General features: G+C 73.5%; 23 protein-coding genes. 7 read left to right on the forward strand and 16 right to left on the reverse strand.

Annotation, left to right across the window (positions count from 1 at the left end):
* Positions 1–5: 5 nt before the first annotated feature.
* The 6 genes from ACFYMP_RS13605 to ACFYMP_RS13630 all read right to left on the reverse strand — a co-directional run bounded on the left by ACFYMP_RS13605 (position 6) and on the right by ACFYMP_RS13630 (position 8,561).
* A complete protein-coding gene (locus ACFYMP_RS13605; RefSeq protein ID WP_388855524.1) occupies positions 6–758 on the reverse strand; it encodes a prepilin peptidase in 753 nt (250 codons plus the stop codon).
* Between the two features lie 196 nt (positions 759–954).
* Entirely contained in the window at positions 955–3,999 is a 3,045-nt protein-coding gene (locus tag ACFYMP_RS13610; RefSeq protein ID WP_388855527.1) for a BTAD domain-containing putative transcriptional regulator, read from the reverse strand.
* A gap of 341 nt (positions 4,000–4,340) precedes the next feature.
* Positions 4,341–5,396 (reverse strand): iron-siderophore ABC transporter substrate-binding protein, encoded by a 1,056-nt coding sequence (locus tag ACFYMP_RS13615; RefSeq protein ID WP_388855530.1) that lies wholly within the window; start codon positions 5,394–5,396, stop codon positions 4,341–4,343.
* 48 nt (positions 5,397–5,444) lie between these two features.
* Positions 5,445–6,245, reverse strand: coding sequence for an ABC transporter ATP-binding protein (locus ACFYMP_RS13620; RefSeq protein WP_388856028.1), 801 nt, complete (start codon positions 6,243–6,245; stop codon positions 5,445–5,447).
* Positions 6,246–6,396: 151 nt separating this feature from the next.
* Positions 6,397–7,482, reverse strand: coding sequence for a FecCD family ABC transporter permease (locus tag ACFYMP_RS13625; RefSeq protein ID WP_388855533.1), 1,086 nt, complete (start codon positions 7,480–7,482; stop codon positions 6,397–6,399).
* On the reverse strand, positions 7,479–8,561 hold the full coding sequence (locus ACFYMP_RS13630; protein WP_388855536.1) for a FecCD family ABC transporter permease: 1,083 nt from the start codon (positions 8,559–8,561) through the stop codon (positions 7,479–7,481). The genes ACFYMP_RS13625 and ACFYMP_RS13630 overlap by 4 nt, the downstream gene beginning before the upstream one ends.
* Positions 8,562–9,097: 536 nt before the next feature.
* Here ACFYMP_RS13630 and ACFYMP_RS13635 point away from each other — a divergent pair.
* From ACFYMP_RS13635 to ACFYMP_RS13650, 4 genes are read left to right on the forward strand one after another with little or no spacing between them, the layout of a single operon-like run.
* The gene (locus tag ACFYMP_RS13635; RefSeq protein ID WP_388856031.1) at positions 9,098–9,556 is read left to right on the forward strand and encodes a hypothetical protein; all 459 of its coding nucleotides are present in this window, start codon (positions 9,098–9,100) and stop codon (positions 9,554–9,556) included.
* Positions 9,557–9,593: 37 nt separating this feature from the next.
* A complete protein-coding gene (locus ACFYMP_RS13640) occupies positions 9,594–9,938 on the forward strand; it encodes a hypothetical protein (RefSeq protein WP_388855539.1) in 345 nt (114 codons plus the stop codon).
* Positions 9,939–9,968: 30 nt separating this feature from the next.
* The gene (locus ACFYMP_RS13645) at positions 9,969–10,283 is read left to right on the forward strand and encodes a hypothetical protein (protein WP_388855542.1); all 315 of its coding nucleotides are present in this window, start codon (positions 9,969–9,971) and stop codon (positions 10,281–10,283) included.
* Positions 10,284–10,303: 20 nt separating this feature from the next.
* Positions 10,304–11,005 (forward strand): hypothetical protein, encoded by a 702-nt coding sequence (locus tag ACFYMP_RS13650; RefSeq protein WP_388855544.1) that lies wholly within the window; start codon positions 10,304–10,306, stop codon positions 11,003–11,005.
* 218 nt (positions 11,006–11,223) lie between these two features.
* Here the strand turns inward: ACFYMP_RS13650 and ACFYMP_RS13655 are convergent, their stop codons facing one another.
* From ACFYMP_RS13655 to ACFYMP_RS13700, 10 genes are all read right to left on the reverse strand, one after another.
* On the reverse strand, positions 11,224–11,703 hold the full coding sequence (locus ACFYMP_RS13655) for a pilus assembly protein TadG-related protein (protein WP_388855547.1): 480 nt from the start codon (positions 11,701–11,703) through the stop codon (positions 11,224–11,226).
* Complete coding sequence (locus ACFYMP_RS13660; protein ID WP_388855550.1) at positions 11,700–12,164, reverse strand: TadE/TadG family type IV pilus assembly protein; 465 nt, start codon at positions 12,162–12,164, stop codon at positions 11,700–11,702. Before ACFYMP_RS13660 ends, ACFYMP_RS13655 begins: the two co-directional genes overlap by 4 nt.
* Complete coding sequence (locus tag ACFYMP_RS13665) at positions 12,164–12,649, reverse strand: TadE family protein (RefSeq protein WP_388855554.1); 486 nt, start codon at positions 12,647–12,649, stop codon at positions 12,164–12,166. The genes ACFYMP_RS13660 and ACFYMP_RS13665 overlap by 1 nt, the downstream gene beginning before the upstream one ends.
* Before the next feature lie 126 nt (positions 12,650–12,775).
* A complete protein-coding gene (locus tag ACFYMP_RS13670) occupies positions 12,776–13,030 on the reverse strand; it encodes a hypothetical protein (protein ID WP_363147214.1) in 255 nt (84 codons plus the stop codon).
* A gap of 148 nt (positions 13,031–13,178) precedes the next feature.
* Positions 13,179–14,105, reverse strand: a complete 927-nt coding sequence (locus tag ACFYMP_RS13675; protein WP_388855557.1) for a type II secretion system F family protein — start codon at positions 14,103–14,105, stop codon at positions 13,179–13,181.
* Entirely contained in the window at positions 14,102–15,163 is a 1,062-nt protein-coding gene (locus ACFYMP_RS13680; protein WP_388856034.1) for a type II secretion system F family protein, read from the reverse strand. The genes ACFYMP_RS13675 and ACFYMP_RS13680 overlap by 4 nt, the downstream gene beginning before the upstream one ends.
* A 20-nt stretch (positions 15,164–15,183) precedes the next feature.
* Positions 15,184–16,485 carry a CpaF family protein gene (locus ACFYMP_RS13685; RefSeq protein ID WP_388855560.1) on the reverse strand — a complete coding sequence of 434 codons (1,302 nt, stop codon included), beginning with the start codon at positions 16,483–16,485 and terminating at the stop codon, positions 15,184–15,186.
* Positions 16,482–17,360 (reverse strand): hypothetical protein, encoded by an 879-nt coding sequence (locus ACFYMP_RS13690; protein WP_388855563.1) that lies wholly within the window; start codon positions 17,358–17,360, stop codon positions 16,482–16,484. The genes ACFYMP_RS13685 and ACFYMP_RS13690 overlap by 4 nt, the downstream gene beginning before the upstream one ends.
* Before the next feature lie 21 nt (positions 17,361–17,381).
* Positions 17,382–18,116, reverse strand: a complete 735-nt coding sequence (locus ACFYMP_RS13695) for a hypothetical protein (RefSeq protein WP_388855566.1) — start codon at positions 18,114–18,116, stop codon at positions 17,382–17,384.
* Positions 18,117–18,682: 566 nt separating this feature from the next.
* Positions 18,683–18,991, reverse strand: coding sequence for a WXG100 family type VII secretion target (locus ACFYMP_RS13700; RefSeq protein WP_388855569.1), 309 nt, complete (start codon positions 18,989–18,991; stop codon positions 18,683–18,685).
* Between the two features lie 453 nt (positions 18,992–19,444).
* Here ACFYMP_RS13700 and ACFYMP_RS13705 point away from each other — a divergent pair, with 453 nt between their 5' ends.
* The 3 genes from ACFYMP_RS13705 (at position 19,445) to ACFYMP_RS13715 (ending at position 22,369) form a co-directional block, all read left to right on the forward strand.
* Positions 19,445–20,701, forward strand: coding sequence for a WXG100 family type VII secretion target (locus ACFYMP_RS13705; RefSeq protein WP_388855572.1), 1,257 nt, complete (start codon positions 19,445–19,447; stop codon positions 20,699–20,701).
* A gap of 67 nt (positions 20,702–20,768) precedes the next feature.
* Positions 20,769–21,665, forward strand: coding sequence for a hypothetical protein (locus ACFYMP_RS13710; RefSeq protein ID WP_388855575.1), 897 nt, complete (start codon positions 20,769–20,771; stop codon positions 21,663–21,665).
* Positions 21,666–21,670: 5 nt separating this feature from the next.
* The gene (locus tag ACFYMP_RS13715) at positions 21,671–22,369 is read left to right on the forward strand and encodes a hypothetical protein (protein WP_388855578.1); all 699 of its coding nucleotides are present in this window, start codon (positions 21,671–21,673) and stop codon (positions 22,367–22,369) included.
* Positions 22,370–22,434: the final 65 nt, after the last annotated feature.

The raw sequence follows: 22,434 nt of genomic DNA on the forward strand, positions 1-22,434 counted from the left end.
GCGGCTCAGGCCGCGAGCGCCCCCGTCGCGAGGCCCAGGAAGGCCCCGGCCAGCAGGAACGGGCCGAAGGGGATCGCGGTACGCCGTCCGGCCCTGCGCAGGGCGACCAGGACGAGCCCGTACAGCCCGGCGAGCACGAATCCGGCGAAGGTGCCGAGCAGCAGGACTCCCCAGCCGTACCAGCCGAGGACGAGACCGAGGGACAGGGCGAGTTTGACGTCGCCGAAGCCCATCCCGGCCGGGCTGACGAGGAACATCACGAAGTAGCCGCCCGCGAGCGCCGCCCCGCCGAGCAGGGCCCCGGTCCAGGAGCCGCCGTGTCCGGGCAGCAGCGCGGCGGCGCCCAGCAGCAGGGCGGCGAGGGCGGCGGCCGGGAGGGTCAGCGGGTCGGGCAGCCGCTGTACGCGCAGGTCGGTGCGGAACAGCAGGACGCCGAGGGGCGCGAGCAGCAGCCACACGCCGAGTTCGGGCCGGGGCCCGGTCGCGGCGGCGAGCAGGGCGCACACCAGGGCGCAGGCCAGGGACAGCGCGGGGGCGGCGGGACCGTACCGTTCGCCGGACTCCTCGGGGCACACGGCGGGCCCGGCCCAGCCCCGTATCGGATGGCCCTTCGGGCAGTCGACCGCCCACGCCTGCCCCGCCGGTACGGCGAAGCGGTGCGCGGCGCGCGGCAGCAGGGCCCCGGTGAGGGCGCCCCACAGCGCCCCGCCCAGCACGAGGGTCAGCCGGGTCGCGTCGAGAGCGGCGCCGGGGCTCACGGGTGTCGTTCCGTCCGTCGCGCCCGTTCCGTCCGTCGCGCCCGTTCCGTCCGTGGCATCTGTTCTGCCGGTCGCGTCCGTTCCGTCGGTCGCGTCCGTCGCGTCCGTTCCGTTGGTCGCGTCCGTTCCGTCGGTCGTAGCCGTTCGTCCATCTGGTTCGTTTCCGCCCGGTCCGTTTCCGTGCTTGTCCGCGTGCTCAGCCCGCCGTGCCGGCGGTGGGGGTGGCGCCGCCCGGCAGGAGTTCTTCGAGCAGGGCCTCGGTGCGCGGCGGCAGTCCGCGGGCGCCGCCGCGTGCGGCGAGGTCGGCGGCCAGGGCGCGCAGCCGGTCCTCGTCGCCGGTGGCGTGGGTGGCGCGCAGCAGTTCGTTCCACAGGCGTTCGTCGAGCGGCGAGGTGGACAGGGCCCGCTCCAGCGCCTCGATGGCCTTGGCGGCGCGGTCCTTCTCCAGGTGGAAGGCGGACAGGGCGAGGCCGATGTCCGCTACCAGCAGCGGGAGCTGGGCGTCGATGATCTCGTGGCTCAGCCAGCCGTAGCGGCCCTCGGGGCGGTCCGCGAGCAGCGGGCCGCGTACGAGGCCGAGCGCGTCGGTCAGCAGCCGGCCGCGTACCGCGCGGTTGCGTGCCCCCTCCCCCGCGGTCGCCTGGTGGTAGAGGGAGCGCAGGACGTCGAGGTCGGAGACGACGGACGCGTCGAGCAGGAGCCGGCCGGTGTCGTCGGCGCGCAGCCGGGGGGTGCCGTCCTCCGTGGTGCCGAGCCATTCCCGCAGCCGGGTGAGGATCGCCTCGCGCACGTCGTCGGTGACCCCGCGCGGCCACAGCGCGGAGGCCAGCACGCGGGGGTGGACGCCCTCGCGGTGCAGGAGGAGCAGGGCGAGGGCCTCGCGCAGCAGCGGGCCGCGTTCGGCGTCGGGGGTGTCCAGGCCGATGAGTTCGTAGGGGCCGACGAGCCGCGCGTACACGGCGGGCCGTCCCTGTTCGCTGATGTCGACGAGGAACGGGGGGCGGGGGGCCGCGCCTCCGGCGCCCTGCCCGTCGGGGCCCTCTCCGTCGGGTCCGTCGCCGTCCTCCTCGCCGCCCGCCTCGGCGAACAGCCGGGCCAGCGCGCGGTGCTGGGCGGCGGGCACGCGTTGCGCGTCGAGTTCCAGGCCGAGCAGCGGGGCGAGCAGCCTGCCCTCGGCGGTGATCTCCATCTCCCAGGCGGCGCCGGGCAGTTCACCGCTGTCGGTGCCGACGAGGTAGCCGATGCCGAGGCGGGCGGCGTCGACGGCGAGTTCGGCGAGCCGGGCGGCCTCCCCGGCGTCCGGTTCGGCGGCGAGCAGGACGAGGTGCGGGGCCCAACGGGCGCTGTGCGCGGGGCCGGTGCGGCCGGTGAGTACGGAGTCGGCCCCGGCGGTGCCGAGCGCGCCGCGCCGCTGCCGGGTCTCGGCCTCCATCGTCTCCAGGAGCGCCTCCACGTCGTCGAGGTGGCGCAGCCGGGACGGGGCGAGCGGCAGCAGGTCGGCGCCGAAGCCGACGAGGGTGATCGTCATGCGGTCGGACCAGCCGTTGGTGGCGAGTTCGGCGGCGACCGAGGAGAACACGGCCTGCCGGTCCTCGGGGGCGCCGCTGAGCGAGACGAGCCCGGGTACGGCCTCCAGGTTGAGCAGGAGCCGCGAGCCGTCGAGGGTGCCGAGGCCGACGAGCCCCGGGTAGGGCGCGGCGGTGTCCCGTCCGGCGCCGTCCGGGTTCTCCTCCGCCTCCGTCCCGGGGGCCGCGGCGAGCTGGTCGGCGTCGGTGCGGGCGAGCCGCCAGAAGGTCTGGTCCTGCCCGAGCTGCCAGGGGGCGGGCGGTTGTCCGGCGGGCTGGGCGAGCTGGAGGTGCAGATCGCCCTCGCTCAGCCAGGCCGCGTACACGACGGGCAGCGGCCGGGACTGCGCGCCGAGCGCCGCGGCGAGGGAGCGCAGCGAGCGGTCCAGGAGCCGTACGGCCTCCGGGTCGGCGCCGACGAGCAGCGCGTCCTGGACGTCGGCGACGTCCCCGGTGGGCGTGGGCGGTTCCATGCCGCGCCGTCCGCCCACCGCCATCGCGGACTGCCACAGGGCGGCCCGGCGGCGACGGCCGAGCGCGCCGAGCAGCCCGGCGGCGAGCAGCGGGGCGCCGAGCAGCGCCTCGGGGAGCCCGAAGGAGTGCGCGGAGCCGGTCCCGGCGGTGGCGTGCGCGCCGTCCTGGCCGCTCGCGCCGTCCTGGCCGCTCTCGCCGGCCGGGCGCTGCGCGGGCACGGTGAACTGCCCGGTCCGGGTGTCCCCCGCGCCGTCCCGCTGCTCGCCGTGGGCGGGCTGCTGCCGGGCGGCGCCGCCGTGCTCCTCGCCGGTGCGCGCGTAGTCCCCGATCTGCTGCCGGACCTCCTCGGAGACCTTCGGCGCGTCGTCGGGCAGCTCGACCAGTTCCCCGCCGTGCGCGTCGGCGGGCATCTCCATGATCCAGCCGGGCCGGATGAGGCTCGCCTCGGACAGCTTCGAACCGTCGGGCTGCACACGGTCCTTGTTGAGGGCGTAGATCTCCTTGTAGCGGCGCCCGTCGTCCAGGTGGCGCTGCGCGATCTCCCACAGCGAGTCGTGGTGGCGGCCCTCGGGCGGCTGAATCCGGTAGAACTTCGTGTCCCGGTGCGCCGACTCCCCGGCGTTCCGGCCCTGTTGGGCCGCCGCGGCCTGCTGGGCCGCCTGTTCGGCGACCGCGCTCGCGGTGTCCCGGCTCTGCCCGAGCAGCCCGCCGGGGGTCTGCTGCGCGGCGGCGACGGGCGGCCGGTGGTTCTCGTCGTACTGCTGCTGCCCCAACTGCGAGACGCCCGGCGCGAAACTCGCGGCGGTGGCGCCCAGCAGCAGGACCGCGGCGACGAGTTGCCGGGCGAGCAGCTGGCTCCCCCCGGCCCCCGGTACCCGCGAGGGCAGCCCGACCCCGGAGACGGCGGCCCTGACCTCGACGAGGACGCAGGCGGCGAACTGCGCCCAGGCTATCCACACGACGACGGTGAGGATGCCGAGGAAGGTGTCGACGTCGATGTCCCGTCGCAGCCAGTCCGTGGACGGCGCCCCCGAGGGGAACGGCGAACCGGCGTACGCGAGCAGCGCGAACGGCACCCCCACGACCAGCGCGAGCAGCGCCACGAAGGCCAGCAACGCCTTGAGCACGTCACCGAAGGTACGGCGACGCCGCGGCGGAACGGGGCCCCTGGAGGCCGGGGTGCGGGACGACGTGCGAGCCATGACGGGATTCCTGTGGGGTGGACGGGACCGGCGGGGTGACGAGAGCAGGGCCCGAGCCTAACGGGAGCGGATGGCGGCGCGCAGGGCCCGAGGAGGCCACGCCCCTCGCCCCAGGGGGATTTGGGGTCCAATCCACCGGTACGGGCGGGCCCGGCGCCCGTCACCGCTTGAGCGGCCCGTCGCGCCCTGAAGCCGCAGGCGTAACGACGGCCGGCGGTCAACCACCGTCGCGGCGGACGGCAGTCAACCACCGTCCCGGCGGCCGACGCCGACGCCGCCGCCGCAACGCGAAGGGCCGCCGGGCGTACCCGGCGGCCCTTGTCCCTGGCGGGACTCCTGGTCTACTTCAGCTTCGCGGCGAGCTGCGGCACCACGTGGTCCAGCGCGTACTGGACGGAGAGCACCGAGTCGGTCGCGAACGCCTGGCTGGACTTCTCGTCGAAGATCAGGGAGTGGCCGGCCTTGACCGAGGGGACCGCCTTGTACAGCGGGTCGTTCTCGATGGTCTTGTCCGGCACGCCGATCGCCGTCATGACGGTCAGGTCGGAGTTGAGCAGGTCCAGGTTCTCCTTGGAGATGCCGACGGAGAACCCGGCGCCCGCCTTGGCCTCGACCTTCGGGTTGTTCGTGAAGCCGAGACGCTCGACGAAGTCGGTGCGGCCGGTGCCGTGCACGTAGGCGCCGTAGCCGTCCGAGGTGCGCGAGCCCAGCGTGATCGTCTTGCCCTTGAACTCGGGGTGCTCCTCGCGGACGGCGGCGAACTTGTCCTCCGTCCGCTTGATGAGCTGGTCGCCCTTGTCCTTCAGGCCGAGCGCGGCCGAGACCATCTCGGTCTGCTTCTTCCAGGAGATCTTGTACTGGTCGCCGCCCTTGGGGACGTCGACGGTCGGCGCGATCTTGCTGAGCGTCTCGTAGCGGGTCTTGTCGCCGCTCGACTTCGTGTCGAGGATCAGGTCCGGCTTCAGCTCGGCGATCTTCTCGAACTCGGGCTCCAGCGTGCCGATCAGCTGCGGCTTCTGGTCGTACATGCCCTTGGCCCAGGGGCCGACCCCGTCGCCGCCGAAGGGCAGCCAGTCGCTCGCGCCGACCGGCTGCACGCCGAGGGCGAGCGCGGTCTCCGCGTCGCCCCAGCCGAGCGCCACGACGCGCTGGGGCCGCTTGTCGACGGATATCTCACCGAACTTGGTGTCGACCTTGGCGGGGAAGGCCCCCGCCGCCGCCTTGGAACCGCCACCGGAGCCCGAGGACGTGTCCTTGTCCCCGTCGTCGGAGGAGCCGCAGGCCGCGAGGGCGACCAGCAGAGCGGCGACCCCCGCGGACATCAGGACCGGGGTACGACGGCGGGTACGGCGGGGGGTGCGCTGCCCGGAGGCGTCCGAGGCGGAGGAATGGTTCATACCGCTTAGGTTAGCCTCCCCTAATTCTCCCCGGAACCGGGGTCGGGCTCAGGCGGCCGTCGACTCCGTCACATGGTGGCGTCCCAGCGGTACGACCATGGGGGTGCCGGACGCCGGGTCGGGCACCACGGAGCAGCGCATCCCGAAGACCTCGGTGACCAGTTCCCGCGTCACGATGTCGTTGGGCGCCCCCTCCGCGACGATCCGGCCGTTCGCCATGGCGATGAGGTGGTCGGCGTAGCGGCACGCGAGGTTCAGCTCGTGCAGGACGGCGACCATGGTCACGCCCCGCTCCCGGTTGAGGTCGGTGAGCAGGTCGAGGACGTCGAGCTGGTGGCTGAGGTCGAGGAAGGTCGTCGGCTCGTCGAGCAGCAGGATGTCCGTGCGCTGCGACAGGGCCATCGCGATCCACACGCGCTGGCGCTGCCCGCCGGAGAGTTCGTCCACGGGCCGGTCCGCGAGGTCGAGCACGTCGGTGGAGAGCAGCGCCTCGGCGACCGCCCGGTCGTCCTCGGCCGTCCACCGGCGGAAGAAGCCCTGGTGCGGGTAGCGGCCCCGGCCCACGAGGTCGGCGACGGTGATGCCCTCGGGCGCGCTCGGTCCCTGCGGGAGGATGCCGAGCACGGCGGCGACCTCCTTGGTCGGCATCTCGCGCACCGAACGGCCGTCCAGCAGCACCGCGCCCGACAGCGGCGGCAGCAGCCGGGCCATGGACCGCAGCAGCGTCGACTTCCCGCACGCGTTGGGGCCGACGATCACCGTGAAGCCGCCCGGCGGGATGCGCACGCTCAGCCCGGGGACGATCTCCCGCCCGTCGTAGCCGAGCCGCAGGTCCCGCGTCTCCAGCAGGTGCCCGGGGGCGTTCCCGGTACCGCCGGGGGCCGCGCCCTCGTCCGGGGTGGTGTGTTCCGCTTTCACCGGCGGCGCTCCTCGCCTCGTCGACCCTGCCCGTGTGCCCGGGTCCCTGTGTCCCTGTCTCCGCGTTCCGCCGCACGCGCGCTCATCCGCCGCGCCCCACCCGGTTGGTGCGGGCCAGCAGCCACAGCAGGTACGGCGCGCCGACGATGCTCGTGACGACACCGACCGGCAGTTGCACCCCGGGCAGCGCGTGCTGGGCGGCGAAGTCGGCGAGCAGGACGAGCAGCGCCCCGGTCAGCGCAGAGTGCGGCAGGACCGCGCCGCGCCCCGGCAGCAGGGCGCGCGCGACGGGCGCCGACACGAAGGCGACGAAACCCACCGGCCCGGCGGCGGCCGTCGCGACGCCCGCGAGCGCCGTACCGCACGCGAGCAGCAGCAGCCGCTCGCGCCCCACCCGGCTGCCGAGCCCCGCGGCCGCGTCGTCGCCGAGTTGCAGTACGGGCAGGGAGCGCGCGAGCAGCAGCGCGACGGGCAGGAGCACGGCGAGCGCGCCCAGCAGCGGCCACACCTGCGTCCAGGACCGCCCGTTGAGGCTTCCGGTCAGCCACAGGAACGCCTCCTGCGCCTCGCGGACGTCGGAGCGCGTCATGACGTACGAGATGACGCTGACCAGCCCGGCGCCGAGACCGACGCCGACGAGGACGAGCCGCGAGCCGACCACGCCCTCGCGCCAGGCCAGCAGGTAGATCGCGGCCCCGGCGACGAGGGCACCGGCCAGGGCGCTGCCGGACAGGGCGGTCCCGCTGAGCCCGAGGACCAGCGAGCCGAGGACGGCGGCGGCGCTCGCGCCGGCGCTGATGCCGATGACGTCGGGGCTCGCGAGCGGGTTGCGCAGCAGGGTCTGGAACAGCGCCCCGGCCGTCCCGAAGCCCGCTCCGACGAGAATCGCGAGCAGTGCTCTCGGCAGCCGCAGTTCCACCACGACGAAGTGCGAGCCGGCGTCGCCGCCACCGAGCAGGGTCGACACGACCTCGCGCAGCGGAAGGACGTAGTCGCCGACGCTGACCGACACGCACAGCATCGCGAGGACCGCGAGGAGCAGGACACCGCCGACCCACAGGGACCGGACCCGTCCGCGCCGCCGTACGCCGTGGACGGCGCGCACCGCCGCCTCGGTCCGGGCGCCGGCCTCCTCCGTGGAGACGGGGGCGGGGGCGGGCGCGCTCACAGTTCCACCAGCTTCCTGCGCCGGACCAGCCAGATGAACGGGACGCAGCCCAGGCCCGCCGTGATCACGCCGACCTGCACCTCCCCGGGCCGGGCGACGACCCGGCCGAGGATGTCGGCGAGCAGCAGCACGGTGGGCGCGAGGACCGCGCTGTACGGCAGCACCCAGCGGTAGTCGGGGCCGGTGAACAGGCGCGCGACGTGCGGTACGGCGAGCCCGAGGAAGCCGATGGGCCCGGCGACCGCCACGGAGGCCCCGCACAGCAGGACGACGGCGGCGGCGGAACCGGCCCGCACGAGGCCGACGCGCTGGCCGAGGCCGCGCGCGACGTCGTCCCCGAGCGACAGCGCGTTGAGCTGCGGGCCGAGCAGCAGGGCGAGCACTCCGCCGGCCACGACGAACGGGAGCGCCTGCCACAGCACGGCCCCGTCCCGCGCGCTGAGCGAGCCGACCTGCCAGAACCGGAACTGGTCGTAGCTCTGCCGGTCCCTGAGCAGGACGGCGTTGGTGAGCGCCTGGAGCACGGCGGTGGTCGCGGTGCCCGCGAGGGCGAGTTTGACGGGGGTGGCGCCCTCCCGGCCGAGCGAGCCGACGCCGTACACGAGGAGCGCGGCGAGCAGCGCGCCGAGGAAACCGAACCAGATGTACTGGGAGGAGGAGGTGAGCCCGACGACGCTGATGGCGAGGACGACGGACAGCGAGGCGCCCGCGTTGACGCCGAGCAGGGTCGGGTCGGCGAGCGGGTTGCGCGCGACGCCCTGCATGACGGTCCCCGCGAGCCCGAGCCCGACCCCGGCGAGCAGTCCGACGACGGTCCGGGGCACCCGCACCTCGTGGACGACGAGCTGCCCCTTGTCGGCCGGGTCCCGGTCGAACACGGCGTGGACGACGTCACCGAAACCGACCTGGCCGGAGCCGATGAGCAGGCTGGCCGCGACGGCGAGGAGGAGCACGAACAGGCAGCCGAGCAGCCCGAGCACGAGAGCGCCCCGGCCGCGCGCGGTACGGGACTTCTCCGCCTCCGCGCCGTGGCCGGCGGGGCGCGGAGGGTCGCGCCGCACGAGGGGCGTGCCGCTCACCGCCGCACCGCCCGGACGCCTGTCATCCGCTCACGCACTGTCTCTCACCCTCGCTCACGGGCCTGTCCCCGAACGTGCTCGTGGGCCCGCTCGCGGGTTCGGCCCCTGGCTCCCGGGGGCTCCACCGGCCCGAAGCCACCAGCCCGAAGTAAGGCAAGGCTAACAGTGTCTTTCCGGCCACTCGGGCCCGCCACCCGCGCCGGCCGGCGCGGCGGTCCGGCGGCGGCGGGCGGTATCCCCTCCCCGTACCGGCCCCGCGCGCGTTACGCTCGCGCCGCCCGCCGTCCTCCCGGGGCGGTGGCCGGATCGATCAGCGTCAGCAGAGGAGAGGGGTCACCTTGCCGCCCTCGGACCAGCCCGCGCCCGTACCCGCACCGCGTACGGAGGCGCCGGTCGGCTTCGCCCTCTCCGTCCCGGAGACGTGGTGGGAGTTCGACATCCGCCCGGAGGGCCGTGAGGCGACGGTCCGCGCGCTCGTGGCGGAGCGCGTCCGCCAGGTGCCCGAACTGGCCCCGTACCGCACCGAGCTGTCGACGATGCTGCGCGGCATGGCGAAGGACGCGTGGGCCTCGGGCGCGGTCTACCTCGGCTGCATGGCGGAGAACTTCGACGGCGTACCGCTGTCGGCGACGGTGAGCGTGACGATGGTCGGCGCCCGCACGAAGGACGGCACGGCCCTGGACACCGACCCGGCGGCGATCGCCCGTTCCCTCGGCACGATCACGGCCCGCCGGGAGGGCGACGCCTGGCGGGAGGTGACGACCGTCGAGATCCCCGGGGTCGGACAGGTCGCGCGCACCTACGGCGTCGAGGACGTCCCCGTGGAACGCGGCGACACCCGCACCCTGCGCATGGCGCTGACCCAGACGTACATCCCCGTCCCGGGAACCACCGAGCGGATCGCCCTCGTCTCCGGGGCCAGCCCCGTCCTGGACCTGGCGGAGGCGTTCCACGACATCTTCGACGCGGTGACCAGCACCTTCCGCTTCGTGTGAGCGGCACCCGGAGCACCGGCACAAGGAGAGGACGGCCATGGGCAAGGGGAAGAGCGACCTGGCGCTCCCGCTGAGCGAACTGGAGGACTACGGCGACCGGCTCCGCTCGGTCCGCACCCGCCTGAACCGCACGAAGAAACTCTTCGAGTCCTTCCGGGACGACCTCGGCGACGGCAGCGTCTACGACGCCCTCGACGACTTCGAGTCCCACTGGGAGGACGGCCGCGAGGACATCACCCAGCAGCTCGACGCCCTCGCCGACATGTCGGACGCGGTGGTCCGCGAGTTCAAGAAGCTCGACGACGACCTCGCGCGGGAGGCGGAGAAGGGGAGCCGGAAGAAGGAGTCGGGGTCGGGTGGCGGGGCCGGGGCGGGGAAGTGACGCGGCCGGTTCGACGGGGAGGAACGGGGAATGGTGGCTGCGTACCGTCCGGCGGACTGGCACGTCCTGGACCTGGACAAGGACCCGGTGCCGGGTGACCCGCAGCGAGTGAAGAAGCTGGCGGCCTCACTGCACGACTTCGCGGACGACGTGGCCCAAGTCCTGCGCGACATCAAGGGGATGGCGGGCGAGGACGCGATCCTGTCCTGGGCCGGGAAGACCGCCGAATCCTTCACCGAGGAGTTCCAGGAAGCCCCCGGCAAACCGAAGAAGCTCGACCCCGCCAAGAACCACGGCCGCGACGTCCCCAAGCCCGACGAGGCCGAGGTCCGCCGCCGGCCATGACGACCGACAGGCGAGAAGGCATGCCCGACATGAACGAGTGCCAGATCTGCGGCGCCCCCGCCCCGCCCCTGCCCGGACAGTGCGAGGAGGTCACCGGATACCGCCTGATCCGGAACCCCTGGAGCCCCACGCCCTCGTTCCTCGACGGGAACCTTCACTTCTCCTGCCTGGAGGCGTCGGAGAGGAGGGGCGAGTTCTTCGAGGAGTTCACCCGGATGGTGCGGGCGGGGCACGAGCAGATCGACAGCCTCGACGGCTCACCGCCCCCGCTGACCAGGACGGGCCTGGGCATGACCCAGATCTACGCCGGCTCCGAATGCCTCGTCTTCGAGAGCGGGGTGTCCGACCGGTGGATGGTGGTGAGACGGACGGGCCCCTGGTACCGCCTGAGCCACCGGGACCTCCTCGACATCTCCGCCGGCCGTGCTCCGCACTCCCCCGCCGACGTCGTCCCGTACCCCCTCCCCCGGGAGCCGGGAAGCGGGATCGCCGAGTGGGACCTCCCCGAGCTGCTCACGTTCCTGGGCGTGGCGGACCGCTACGCCCCGCCTGACGAACTGGAGCGGGCCGAGTACGAGTTCGTGGACTACTACGCGCCCAAGCGGCTGCTCGACTACGCCGTCCGAGCGCCCCTGCCCCTCCCCCGGGAGGCGCGCGAGTTCCTCAAGGGCTACGCCCAGGAGTACGTCCCCGTGACGTTCCCCGACGAGAACGAGGCATGAGCCCCGGAGGGGGAACGGGCCGGCCAGCGGGCCCGCACCTCGTGCCCGCTACGGGCTGCCGCACCACCGAACGGATCTCCCGCACCGCTAGGTCCCGGGTCCGCCCGCGGGTCCCGCCGGGCAGTCCGCCCCGGAGCCCCCGCGACCGGTGCACGCGACCCGCCGGTTGAGCGTCGCGAGCGGCCGCACGTAAAGCGTCACGGCGCTCTCCGGGACGGTCAGCCCACCTCGTTGCGCGCGACCGCCGTCCCGGCGACCCGTACCGAACCCCCGTAGAAGATGCCCGTGAAGATCGGCCGGTAGGTGAGCTGGATGCGGACCTCGACCTGATCGGCGTCGGCCGCCACGCAGCCCGAAGCGGCCGTGTCCGCACCGGACATGCCCGCCTCCCGGGCGAACTCGGCCACGCGCGCACCGCAGTTGCCCGCGTTGATGGGCGCCTCGCCGCCCTTGCCCTCGTACAGGGCCTCGCGGTCGATGTCCTGCGCGGCGTAACGGGCGGCCTGCTCCGCGATGTCGGCGGCGCGTTCCCGCTGGGAGATGGACAGCCCGCCGTCCACGACGAAGGCCGCGAGGGACAGGAAGACGAGCGCGAAGATGATGACCGCCCCGGCCCCCGACCCCCGGTCGTCGAGGTCCCGGCCACGCGGCAGCCTCCGCCGGAGGCCCCGCACGAGGTCACGCGCGAACTGTGTCATCCGGCTTTCCTCTTGTACGGGTCGAGCGGCGAGGTCGAGTGCCCGGTGAGCGTCGTCGGGATGTCGAGGCCCAGGATCGCGAGGCCGCGCACCTGGCAGCTCACCTCGACCGAGAAGAGATCCGCGTTCTCGAAGCCGGCGCTGGTCTTGCTGATCTCGACCGGTCCCGAGCAGACGTCGGTGAGGTCGGCCTCGGCGGCGCGGCGCGCCTCGGACATCGCCGTGCCCTCCTCCCACTGGAGGGAGCCGGAGCGCGCGGCGTCGCGGGCCGCGCCGTCCACCGCGCCCCGCCCGTCCACGAGCTGGCCGAAGGCGACGAGCACGAGGACGAACAGGATCATGACGGGCGCGAGGATCACCACCTCGACCGTGGACAGCCCCCGGTCCCGGCCGGCCCCCCGGCTCGGGCCGCGCGCATCCCGCGGGGAGTTCAGGTGTCGTACGAGCCGGCGGGCCCCCATCACTGTCCCTCCGTGACGAACCGCTCGACCGGGCCCACCGACTGCGCGTGCACCGTCAGGTCCAGTCCGGGGAAGACCGTCGGGACCCGGGCGGTGATCTCCACGCCGACGGTGTCCGCCCTCGGCTGCACCAGCTTCACGTCCGGGCCCAGGACGAGCTGCGGGCCGAGCTGCCGTATGTACTGGTCGGCGGCGCCCCGGGCCGCGCCGCGCCACTGCCCGGGGTGCTCGTCGGCGCTCGCGCGCGCCTTGCGGGCCCCGGCCTGCGCGGCGGCCTGCGCGACGTGGTCGGCGAAGGAGTACAGCGCGAACTGCACCGAGGCGAAGATCATGAAGAACAGCAGCGGGGTGAGCACGACGAACTCGATCGCCGTCATCCCGGAGTCGGGGGCGCGGCGCCCGGCCGGTGCGCCGGGAGGGGAACCGGCGGCGGCCGGACCCCCGCCGCCGTCCCCGCGGCAGCGCGCGGCGAGGGCCCGCAGCACGCCCCGGCCACCGTCACCGCCCCCGCGCCTCACGTCGTCCGCCCCGTCCCGGTCTCTCCGGCCGTTCCGGCCTCTTCGCTCGCGTCTTCTCGAAGTGCCGTACGCCGCGCGGGCGTACGGCGGGCGTCAGCAGGTCTTGCCCGCGTCCGCTCCCTTGATGCAGTTGCCGACCTTGTTCGCGCCGTCGCTGAGAGCCGCGTTGAGGATGGCGGCGACGACGCCGACGATCGCGACGACGACGGCGGAGATGATGACCCACTCGACGGCGGAGGCGCCCCGGTCCAGTTCGCCCGAGCGGATGCGCTGGTAGCGGCCCTGGATGAAGGTCAGGAGGAAGTCGACGGCGGGGTGGCTGAAGCGGCGCGAGCCGGCCCGGCGCAGGCCCGGGACGTCCGTACCGGCACCGGTCTCGCGGAAGTTCTCGGTCTCGTTCACGGTGTCTCGTGTCCTCTCTGGTCGGGGAGAAGGAAAAGGAAGCGGGAGGCGGGAGGGGGAGGAAGGGGAGGGAGAGTCCCCGGTCGGCGGGCGGCTACACCTGGAACACCCGCATCGCGGCCGGGAAGATCAGGAACACCAGGAAGCCCGCGCACAGCAGGAGCTGGGCGACCAGCATGGACTGGGACTTCTCACCGGCGCTGCCCTCGATCTCGGCGAGTTCGCGGTGCCGCATCGTCTCGGCGCGGGAGGCCAGGGACTCCCGTACCTTCGCCCCGTCGTCGGCGACGAGGGCGAGCGAGGCGGACAGGTCCTTGAGCTCCTCGACGCCCAGCTCCTCGCCGAGCCGGCCGAGCGCCTGCCACTGGCTGTGCCCGGTGATCCGGGCGTCGGCCAGCGCGTTGCGGATACGGCGGGCCGCCCAGCCGTCGCTGACCTCGGCGGCGGCCATGAGCGCCTCGGGCAGACCACGGCCGCCCGCGAGGCTCATCGCGACCAGATCGAGGTAGGCGCCGATGACGCGGCGCAGGTCGCGGCGCTTGTCCTGTGCGTCGCGCCGTACTTCGAGGTCGGGCAGGAAGAAGAACAGGGCCGCGCAGCCGAGCGCGAGCCACACCGGGATCAGCGGGCTGCGGCCGAAGCCGAGGACCGCGACGACGGCGAACACGGCGGGGCCGAAGATCAGTCCGGCGGCGGCCAGCAGCACCTTCGTGGCGAGGAACTTCTCCCAGCCGCGGCCCAGCACCGCCAGGTCGGAGCGCAGGGAGCGCAACTCCCAGCCCTGCTGCCGGTACAGCTCGGCGACGCGGGCCCCGGCGCGGGCGCGCAGCGCGTCGAGACGGCCGCCGCCCTCCTCCTCGTGGCCAAGGCGCGCGGACTCGTAGGCGCCCCGGGCGCGCAGCGCGTCGACGCGGGCCACGGCCTGCACCGGGTTGCGGCCGGAGGGCATGAGGGCACGGATCAGCGCGTAGACGCCGAGGCCGAGAAGGGCCCCGATGAGCAGCGGCGGCCAGAGGTTCACCGGCGTACCGTCCCGTCGTTCTCGGTTCCGGGTCGCGGCAGCGGACTCTGCTGCGGAACGCCCGCCCCGCGCGCGGGGCCCGTGCCGGGCGCGCCGCCCGGACCGGCCGGCCGGACGAAGAGGACGGACGGGTCGTCGCGGACGAGGAAGCGTTCGGGGGTCTCGATGGCCGACAGCTTCCGCAGCCACCAGAAGCCGAGCGCGAACAGCCCGCACACGCAGCCGAGGACGAGCTGTCCGACGGCCGTGTTGTACGGCGACACGAAGTCCCGGTTGAAGATCGACAGGCCGAGGACGAAGAGCACGGACACGGCGACGACGATCTGTACGCTGCGCCGCGTCGAGGAGCGCTGCGCCATGACGCGCTGACGCATGTCGACCTCCTCGCGCGCCGACTTGGCGAGCGCGCCCAGCACCTGGCGCAGACCGGGGCCGCGCAGCCGGGCGTTGAGGATGAGCGCGGCGACGATGATGTCGGCGGAGGCGTCGTCGATCTCGTCGGCGAGGTGCTGGAGCGCGTCGGGCAGCGGCGTACGGGACCGCAGCCGGTCCACGAGCGCGTCGAGGTGCGGCCGCAGGACGGGGGCGGCGGCGCGGGCGGAGGCGGGGATGGCCTGTTCGAGGCCGACGGCGCCCGCGATGGTGTCGCGCAGCGACTCGGTCCACGCGGCGAGCGCCTCGACGCGCCGCATCCCGGCCCGTTCCTCACCGGCCCCGCCGAACAGCTTGTCCCAGAAGAAGACGAGGACTCCGGCGGCGATCCCGGTCACGGCCCAGCGCGTCGCGAGCAGCACGACGAGTCCCACGCCGATCGCGAGGGCCCCGCGCCGCCCCACGAAGCGGGCGAGTTCGGCGGCCCGGCGGCCGGCGCGGGCCCTCTCGTGCTCGGGCTTGGGCGGCAGCCCGTACAGCGCGACGACCAGCAGCGCGAGCCCGCCACCGGCGGCGAGGCCCGCGCCGAGCCCGCCGAGGACGGGCAGCGAGAAGAGTTCCCCGAGCGAGCCGAGCCCGTCGAGAGCGCCGGAGAGCCCGTCGGCGAGCGGCTGTGCCCCGTCCATGACGGCGGTGGCGTTCGTCATCATCCCCAGGCCCCCCGGTATCCCTGGGCGACAAGGTCGTCGAGGCAGGAGACGGGCGCGTGCGGCACGATCGAGCCGTCCGGGGCCTCGGCGAAGACCTCGCTGGACAGGACGCGGCCGTCCACGCCGTTGACCTCGCGGATGGAGGTGACCATGCGCTGGAGCTTCCCGCCGCTGTGGTAGAGGTTGCGCCGCTGGATGAACACGACGAAGTTGACGGCGCCCGCGACCAGCATCTGGCTCGCCTCGATGGGGAGGCGTTCGGCGGCCTGGAGCGCGTACGTCGAGATGCGGTTGAACACCTCGCTGGAGCTGTTGGCGTGGATCGTGGACAGCGAACCGTCGTTGCCCTGCGACATCGCGTTGAGCATCGTCACGATCTCGTCGCCGAGCACCTCACCGACGATGACCCGGGAGGGGTTCATGCGCAGTGAGCGCCGCACCAGCTCGGCCATCGAAATGGTGCCCTGCCCCTCGGAGTTGGGCAGCCGCTCCTCGAAGGCCACGACGTTGGGGTGGAGTTCGGGGAAGGTGTCGAGGCCGAGTTCCAGGGCCCGTTCGACGGTGATGAGGCGTTCGGCGGGCGGGATCTCGTTGGCGAGGGCGCGCAGCAGCGTCGTCTTCCCCGCGTTGGTGGCCCCGGCGATCATGATGTTCTTGCGGGCGCGGACGGCGCAGGCGAGGAAGTGCCCGATCTCCGGGGTGAGGGTGCCGTTGCCGACGAGGTCCGACATGAAGACCTTGCCCATACGGGCGCGGCGGATGGAGAGCGCGGGGCGGCGGGTCACGTCCATGACGGCGGAGAGCCGGGAGCCGTCCGGCAGCCGCAGGTCGAGCTGCGGGTTCGCGGAGTCGAAGGGGCGCGAGGAGAGACCGGAGTAGGCGCCGAGTATCTGGATGAGTTCGACGAGTTCCTCGTCGGACTCGGCGACCGGCTCGGCGACGCTCTCGCGGCCGTCGGCGTACCCGACGAAGACCTGATCGCAGCCGTTGATGTCGATGTTCTCGACCTCGGGGTCGTCCAGCAGCGGCTGGAGCCGGCCCACGCCGAACAGCGCGGCGTGCACGGCCGCCGCGTACTGCTCCTCGGTCTCGGCGTCCAGCGGGGTGCGGCCGGCGCCGATCTCGGCGCGCGCGTACTCCTCCAGGATCTGCGCGATGACGGCGCGCGCGTACTGCCGCTCGTCCTCGCCGGTCATGGGGGTGACGCCACCGGCCTGGTCGATGCGGCGCTGTTCGGCGATGCGGTCGCCGGCCTCCTGGCGGAAGCGTTTGACCAGCGAGTGGTCGACGGTGCTCATCGGCCGGCTCCGGCGGGACGGGCCGGGTCCTGCGGGGCGGCGCCGGGCCCCTGCGGGCCGGTGGTGGGCCCGGAGGCCCACAGGCCGCCGTACTGCTGCTGGATGTCGACGACGACCTTGCGGGCGGAGCGTACGAGCAGCGACTTGTCGAGCCGTCCACGCCGCCGCCCGGCGAGCTGTTCGGCGCCCGCCGGGTCCTCGGCGAAGCTGCCGACGACGCGGGCCCCGGTCTGCGCGGCCATCAGCATGTCGTTGACCTGATGGACGAGTTTGGCGGCCCCGCCCGCCTCGGTGACCAGCAGCACCCCGATCAGCGGCGTGCCGAGCTGGGCGGCGCCGCGCTGGTGTCCGTGCAGGCGGGTGCTCAGGGCGGCGGACCGGTCCCGCACCCGGGCCAGCGCCTCGGGTGTCGTACGCGAGACCAGCAGGACGAGGGAGGCGTGCGGCAGCAGGTCGAGTACGGGGCTGTCGCCGTTGATCCGGCCGCAGTCGGCGATGACGTCGGCGGGGGCGTGCGGGGACTCGCCGAGCTGCGCGAAGGCCCGCCCCAGCGTCGGCCAGGTGCCGGCGAGCCCGGCGGCCTGCTCGGAGCCGCCGATCCCCACGAGTACTTCCAGGCCCCCGGCCAGCGGCTGCGCGTGGTCCCAGAGCTGGGCGGCGGCCAGGCCGCGGCGGGCGGTCGCCGCGATGGACAGCATGCCGGTGTTCGGGTCGAGCTGTCCGCCGTGCGCGGCGGCGCTGCGGTAGACGAGGTCACCGCCGGCCGCGTCGGTCTCGGCGAGCAGCGCGCGGCGCGGCCACACGGCGGCGAGGGCGACGGCGGTGGTGGTGACGCCGGGCGAACCCTTGTCGGCGGCGAGAGCGATGAGCGCCATGGTGGTCCCCGTCCTTCCGGCTCAGCCCTTGGAACGGCCGGGGACGAGAGCGACCGCGGCCTCTCCGGCGGAGGACGCCTGCGCGAGGGCCTGGGCGTCGGCCTCGTCCACGACGACGGTCACGGTCCGGTCCCCGACGTCGAGCGCGTCGGCGCCCTTCGCGCTGCCGCTGACGGACTTGACCTCGGCGCTGTCGGCGATCAGCGAGTTCCCGCCGCCGGAGGAGCCGGAGGAGCCGCTCGCGCCGGAGGCCGTACCGCCCGCGTTCTTGCTGACGCGGTACACGGCGACGGTCTCACCGCTCTTGAGGCCGCCCGGGTACTGCCCCTCCTTGAGCGCGATCCCGACGAGCGCCTTGCCGTCCGAGACGGTCGCGGCGCTGGCCCCGAACATCTCCCCGACGACGACGGCGCCCGCGGGGATGTCGGCCTTCGCCTTGAGCGTCCTCGTCACCGTGCCGCGCTGGCTCCACGGGATGTAGTTGATGCCGGTGTCCTCGGCGACCATCACGGAGGTGCTGTTCTTGTCGTTGATGGTCTCGCCCGCGGCGATGGGCGCGGTCGTGCGCACGACGGAGATCCGGTCCCCGGCCCGCAGCACGAGCACGGTGGCGCCGAGCGCCCCCACCAGGATCAGCAGCACGGCGAGCGCGGCGAGCGCGGGCTTGCGTTCCCTCGGCGGCGCCGGCAGGCGTTCGCCCACACCGTTCTGTACGGGTGTCGCGGCCCGGTCGGCCGTACGCTCCCTGACCTTCACGCGACTGCTCCCCGTGTCCCCGACTACCCCTGAACGCCGCCCGCTTCACCGGCGGCGGCCCGCCCGGCCCGGATGTCGACACGGACCCTGACAAGTCTCCGCACCGTACCAGGGGCCCATGAGCCCCTCAAGACACGCGCATTCGGCCCCCACCGCCCCAGACCACCGCGAACCGGGGCGCCGGTCACGCCGGTTGGCCTCCCCCGCCGGACCGTCCGCCACCCGCCCCGGCACCGTCTCCATGCAGCCTGCACGAACCCGTTATCCAAGCGTCATGAAGTGACACGGCGTCAGCGGAACACTCCCGCCACCTCCCCGCAAACCCCGCGAGTCACCCTTTCGGTACGCCGGGGGGCGAAGCCGGACGATCACCAGGAAGAATCGCCAGGAAGAATCGCCAGGAAGAGACGACACGGCGCCGAGCGGGGCAGGCCGCACGCCGCAGACCGGGCGCGCCACCCCGCGCGTCCCGGAGCGGGAGCGGGCACAGGCGACACGAACGGGCGGGGCCCGGCCCGTTCGCCGTTCCCCGCCCGTCCTCGGCGCGTCCCCCGCGCCGGCGGCCGTTACTTGCCGCGTACGCCCTTCGCGAGTTCGTCGTCCAGGTCCTCGTACGCCTTCGCGGCGTTGGTCAGGAACTTGCCCATGCCCTCAAGGCCCTCGATGGTGTCCTTGGCGCCCTTCTTGAACTCCTTGAAGGACTCCTCGAACGCCTGCGAACCCTTGCGGGTGGTGTAGCCGTCCTTGACGAGGCCCTCGATGTAACGCTCCAGGGAGTCGAGCTTCTCGTCGATCTTGTCCTTGGCGTCCGTCAGCTTTCCGGCCGCCCGGTGCATCTCGTCATATGTGATATCCGCGTCTTTGCCACCGGCCATCAGGCTCTCCTCCGTCGATCGACTCCACAGCCGGCCCAGGGACAGCCCCCGTGGCCCCTCGAACAACCAGCCGGAGACTCCGCACCGCCTGTTCGGCCCCAGCAGCTTACGGGCGAGGGATGCGGCTGCAAACCCTGAGCGGTTCTGTGACCGGACAGGGGCAATGCGACGGGAGTCGGCGGTTGCTCTGTGCGCATCCGCCCGGACATCGCACCGTATTACCGGTCATAAAGGGGAACAACTGGCTTCTGCACACGACTCGTTCGCCAGGAGCGCGCCGTTCACGCCTTTCCCCGGGGCCTTTCCGGAATCTTTCCCGGATTCATCCCCAACCTTTTCCGCCCTCCCGGCCCCTTCCCTCTTTCCCTCCGCCCCGCTCGGCTACCGTTCGGGCCGGAACGCAAGGTGGCCGGGCCCCGGTCACGACGACCGCGGCACCGAGGAACTCCGGACATGGCCCGACCCTCCTTCCCCCACATCGGCTGGGACCCGACCCCGGGAGACCCCGCGGACACCCGCGCGCTCGCGCGGAAACTCGGCTCGCTCGCCGGGGAACTCCAGGAGTCCCTGGACGATCTGGGGCGCGTCGAGTGCGGCGCCTGGAAGGGAAAGACCGCCCAGGCCTTCGTCGAGTACCTGTCCGCCGACGTCACCCCGCTGGTCCGCAAGAGCCACGACTCCTTCGCGAAGGCCGCGCGGGCCCTGCACCGCTGGGCCGGTCAGCTGGAGGACTTCCAGGACGAGGCGGACCGCCTGGAACGCGAGGCGGGCGAGGCCCTGTCCGCCGACGCGGAGGCCGAGGCCAAGGGCAAGGACCGCAGCGAGACCTCCGGGGACGTCAACAAGGCCACCGGGAAGGTCGACGACCTGGAGCGGCGCTACCGCGAGGCGGCGGACGCGATCAGCCGGGACCTCGACAAGGCCGCCGACATCGCCCCGGACGAACCGGGGTTCTGGGACAAGCTGGGTTCCGGGATAGCGGACGCCTGGAAGGCGACCGGCGACTGGCTGGAGGAGCACGCCGACCTCATCGCCTTCGTCGGCGACCTGCTCAGCGACCTGACGGCGATCCTCGGCACGCTCGCGATCCTCACCATCCCCTTCGAACCGCTCGGCGCCATCTTCGGCACCGCCGCCCTGATCACCAGCGGACTCGCGCTCCTGACCCACTCGGTGGCGAAGCTGGCGGGCGGGGACGTGAGCTGGATGTCCCTGGGGACGGACGCGCTCGGTCTGCTTCCAGGCATCGGGCTGCTCGGCAAGGGGGCCAAGGTGGTCAGCAAGGAAGTCGCCGCGGAACGGGCCGTCAACTTCGGTGCGGACTTCGCGGGCACGACGCTCGCGGCAGGGGCGAGGAACTACTTCGCGGCCGGCGAGCTGGCAGGTCACGTGCAGGGTGGTCTCAAACTGTTCAACAAGGTCGCGCTCGGTGGCACCTTCGACGAGATCGGGCTCATCAGCAAGGGTTCGGGGACCATGGACCGGCTCGCGGGCCTCGCCGAGGCCGGCTACCACCAGGGGCAGTGGATCGGCACCAAGGGCCTCAAGCTCATCACCCGCGAAAAGCTGGCCATCAATCCCGAGGCAGGGCTGGGTGTGGCGATCGACGCCGCCGGCAAGATCGGTACGAAGGTTCCCGCGCTTATTCAGCACACCGGCGAACTCCTGCATCCGGGTGACCGCTTCCAGCAGGCGGCCGGTGCGCGATGAGGACCGCCGAAACCGTCGCCGCGCCGGACGCGGAATCCGCCTCCCCTTCTTCCAGGAGCTGAAAGCCATGGCCGTCTGGCAGCCCGACCCGGGCGAGACGCTACTCGCCCGCGACCCCTGTTTCTTCGCCTCCGGCCTCGCCTCGGCCCTGCGCGGGAAGCGCTGGTTCCGCGATCCGGAGGGCCACGACATCCAGAGCGAGCTGACCGAACAGGCAGGCTGGCCCGAAGGCCCGACGATGGAGGCGCTCGACCCCGGAGAGGCCAAGAGGAACGGTTTCGTACGGGGCCTCGGCACCGTCGCCTACGGGGTCGTCGGCCTCGCCGTCGGCGTCCTCGGCGGCAACCTTCCCGGGGACTCCGGCGGAGGCAAGGGAGGCCGCGTCACCGACCGGCCCAACGAGATCGACGACTTCCCCGTCCTGTGCGGCGCACCGGGCACCCTCGCCCGCACGCTCCCCTGGCAGCTCGACCCCGGCCGGCAACCCGAGGACTACACGACCCACCTCGCCGTCACCGACCGCCGCCTGCTCGTACTCGGGCTCCCCGGCAAGGACGCCGAACGAGACGAAGTCCTGTGGCAGGCCGACCGCGCGGTGATCGCCTCGGCGACGCGGATGCCCTACAGCCCGACCGGCAACGATCTCAAGCTCGTTTTCAGGGACGGCTCCTGGTGCCGTCTGGTGGGAAGCAGCGGCGGCGTCTGGCCGGGATCGGCGCAGCTGCGCGAGCCCGCGGACATCATCCCCGAGGACGCCCGCACCCCCGCGCTGCGCGAGGCGATCACCGAGATCCAGCGCACCTTTCCGGGGCGGACGGTGTTTTCCGTGCAGCGGCGGCCCAGCGGCCACTACCTCCTGCTCAGCAGAGGCACCAGCGACAGCGACAAGTGGGACATTCACCCCTACGTCGTGAACGAGGCGGGGCGCCGGCTCCGCACCTTCGCCGACGGCGACTGGGGTTAGGTTCCATGCCCGACACCACCCCCCTCCCCCCGCCCACCGACCTCCCCACCGACCCCGACGTTCCACCCCTCTACTTCTCCGTGCCCGACGGCTTCTTCGCCCTCCCCGTCGCCGCGTCTTCGCAGGAACGCGCCTCCCGGGCGGAGCTGTTCGTGCGCGAGCTGTACACGCGGGGGAGCCCGGAGCTGTGGGAACCGGCCGCCCCGTACTACGAAGGGCTCGCACGGTTCCTCGCCTCGGACGGGGTCTCGTACGCGGCGCTCGGCCTCTTCGCAATCGGTCCCGAGGACGAACAACCGGGACCGGGCGGGCCGGACGGTCGCAGGGTCGCGCAGTGCGCCCTCACGGTCGCCGCCGTACGGACCGACCACGAGGACCCGGAGATCGCCGCGCAGGGAATCCGCGCGGCGCTCGCCCGCGACCCCGGGCACGACGCGCGCCTGCTCGAACTGCCCTGCGGTCCCGCCGCCTCCTGTGTCACCCTGCGCGAGATGGTGATCGGGCCCGAGTCCTCGGCCTCGGGCGCCCAGGAGCGGCTGGCCACCGGACAGATACAGGTGCACATCCCGTTCCCGACCGGCCCGTACACCGCCGTGTTCACCCTGCACACGGCCGCCACGGAGTACTGGGGCGAGTTCAGCGACATGTTCGCCGCCGTACTGCGCGGCGTCGAGTTCACGCGAGCCGCGCCGGAGGCTTCCTGAGCCGGAGGGCGCTGGTCTCGGGTGACACCGGTGCCGAAGGCGACGCCGACACCGAACGCCGTGCG

Source organism: Streptomyces sp. NPDC007088 (assembly GCF_042869355.1).
GTDB lineage: Bacteria > Actinomycetota > Actinomycetes > Streptomycetales > Streptomycetaceae > Streptomyces.

Bases quoted from the DNA above. Each gene is read 5' to 3' on its own strand.
- ACFYMP_RS13610 (WP_388855527.1), bottom strand. From the start codon at position 3,999: ATGGCTCGCACGTCGTCCCGCACCCCGGCCTCCAGGGGCCCCGTTCCG.
- ACFYMP_RS13615 (WP_388855530.1), bottom strand. From the start codon at position 5,396: ATGAACCATTCCTCCGCCTCGGACGCCTCCGGGCAGCGCACCCCCCGC.
- ACFYMP_RS13635 (WP_388856031.1), top strand. From the start codon at position 9,098: ATGCTGCGCGGCATGGCGAAGGACGCGTGGGCCTCGGGCGCGGTCTAC.
- ACFYMP_RS13640 (WP_388855539.1), top strand. From the start codon at position 9,594: ATGGGCAAGGGGAAGAGCGACCTGGCGCTCCCGCTGAGCGAACTGGAG.
- ACFYMP_RS13645 (WP_388855542.1), top strand. From the start codon at position 9,969: ATGGTGGCTGCGTACCGTCCGGCGGACTGGCACGTCCTGGACCTGGAC.
- ACFYMP_RS13650 (WP_388855544.1), top strand. From the start codon at position 10,304: ATGCCCGACATGAACGAGTGCCAGATCTGCGGCGCCCCCGCCCCGCCC.
- ACFYMP_RS13655 (WP_388855547.1), bottom strand. From the start codon at position 11,703: ATGACACAGTTCGCGCGTGACCTCGTGCGGGGCCTCCGGCGGAGGCTG.
- ACFYMP_RS13660 (WP_388855550.1), bottom strand. From the start codon at position 12,164: ATGGGGGCCCGCCGGCTCGTACGACACCTGAACTCCCCGCGGGATGCG.
- ACFYMP_RS13680 (WP_388856034.1), bottom strand. From the start codon at position 15,163: ATGGACGGGGCACAGCCGCTCGCCGACGGGCTCTCCGGCGCTCTCGAC.
- ACFYMP_RS13685 (WP_388855560.1), bottom strand. From the start codon at position 16,485: ATGAGCACCGTCGACCACTCGCTGGTCAAACGCTTCCGCCAGGAGGCC.
- ACFYMP_RS13690 (WP_388855563.1), bottom strand. From the start codon at position 17,360: ATGGCGCTCATCGCTCTCGCCGCCGACAAGGGTTCGCCCGGCGTCACC.
- ACFYMP_RS13700 (WP_388855569.1), bottom strand. From the start codon at position 18,991: ATGGCCGGTGGCAAAGACGCGGATATCACATATGACGAGATGCACCGG.
- ACFYMP_RS13705 (WP_388855572.1), top strand. From the start codon at position 19,445: ATGGCCCGACCCTCCTTCCCCCACATCGGCTGGGACCCGACCCCGGGA.
- ACFYMP_RS13710 (WP_388855575.1), top strand. From the start codon at position 20,769: ATGGCCGTCTGGCAGCCCGACCCGGGCGAGACGCTACTCGCCCGCGAC.
- ACFYMP_RS13715 (WP_388855578.1), top strand. From the start codon at position 21,671: ATGCCCGACACCACCCCCCTCCCCCCGCCCACCGACCTCCCCACCGAC.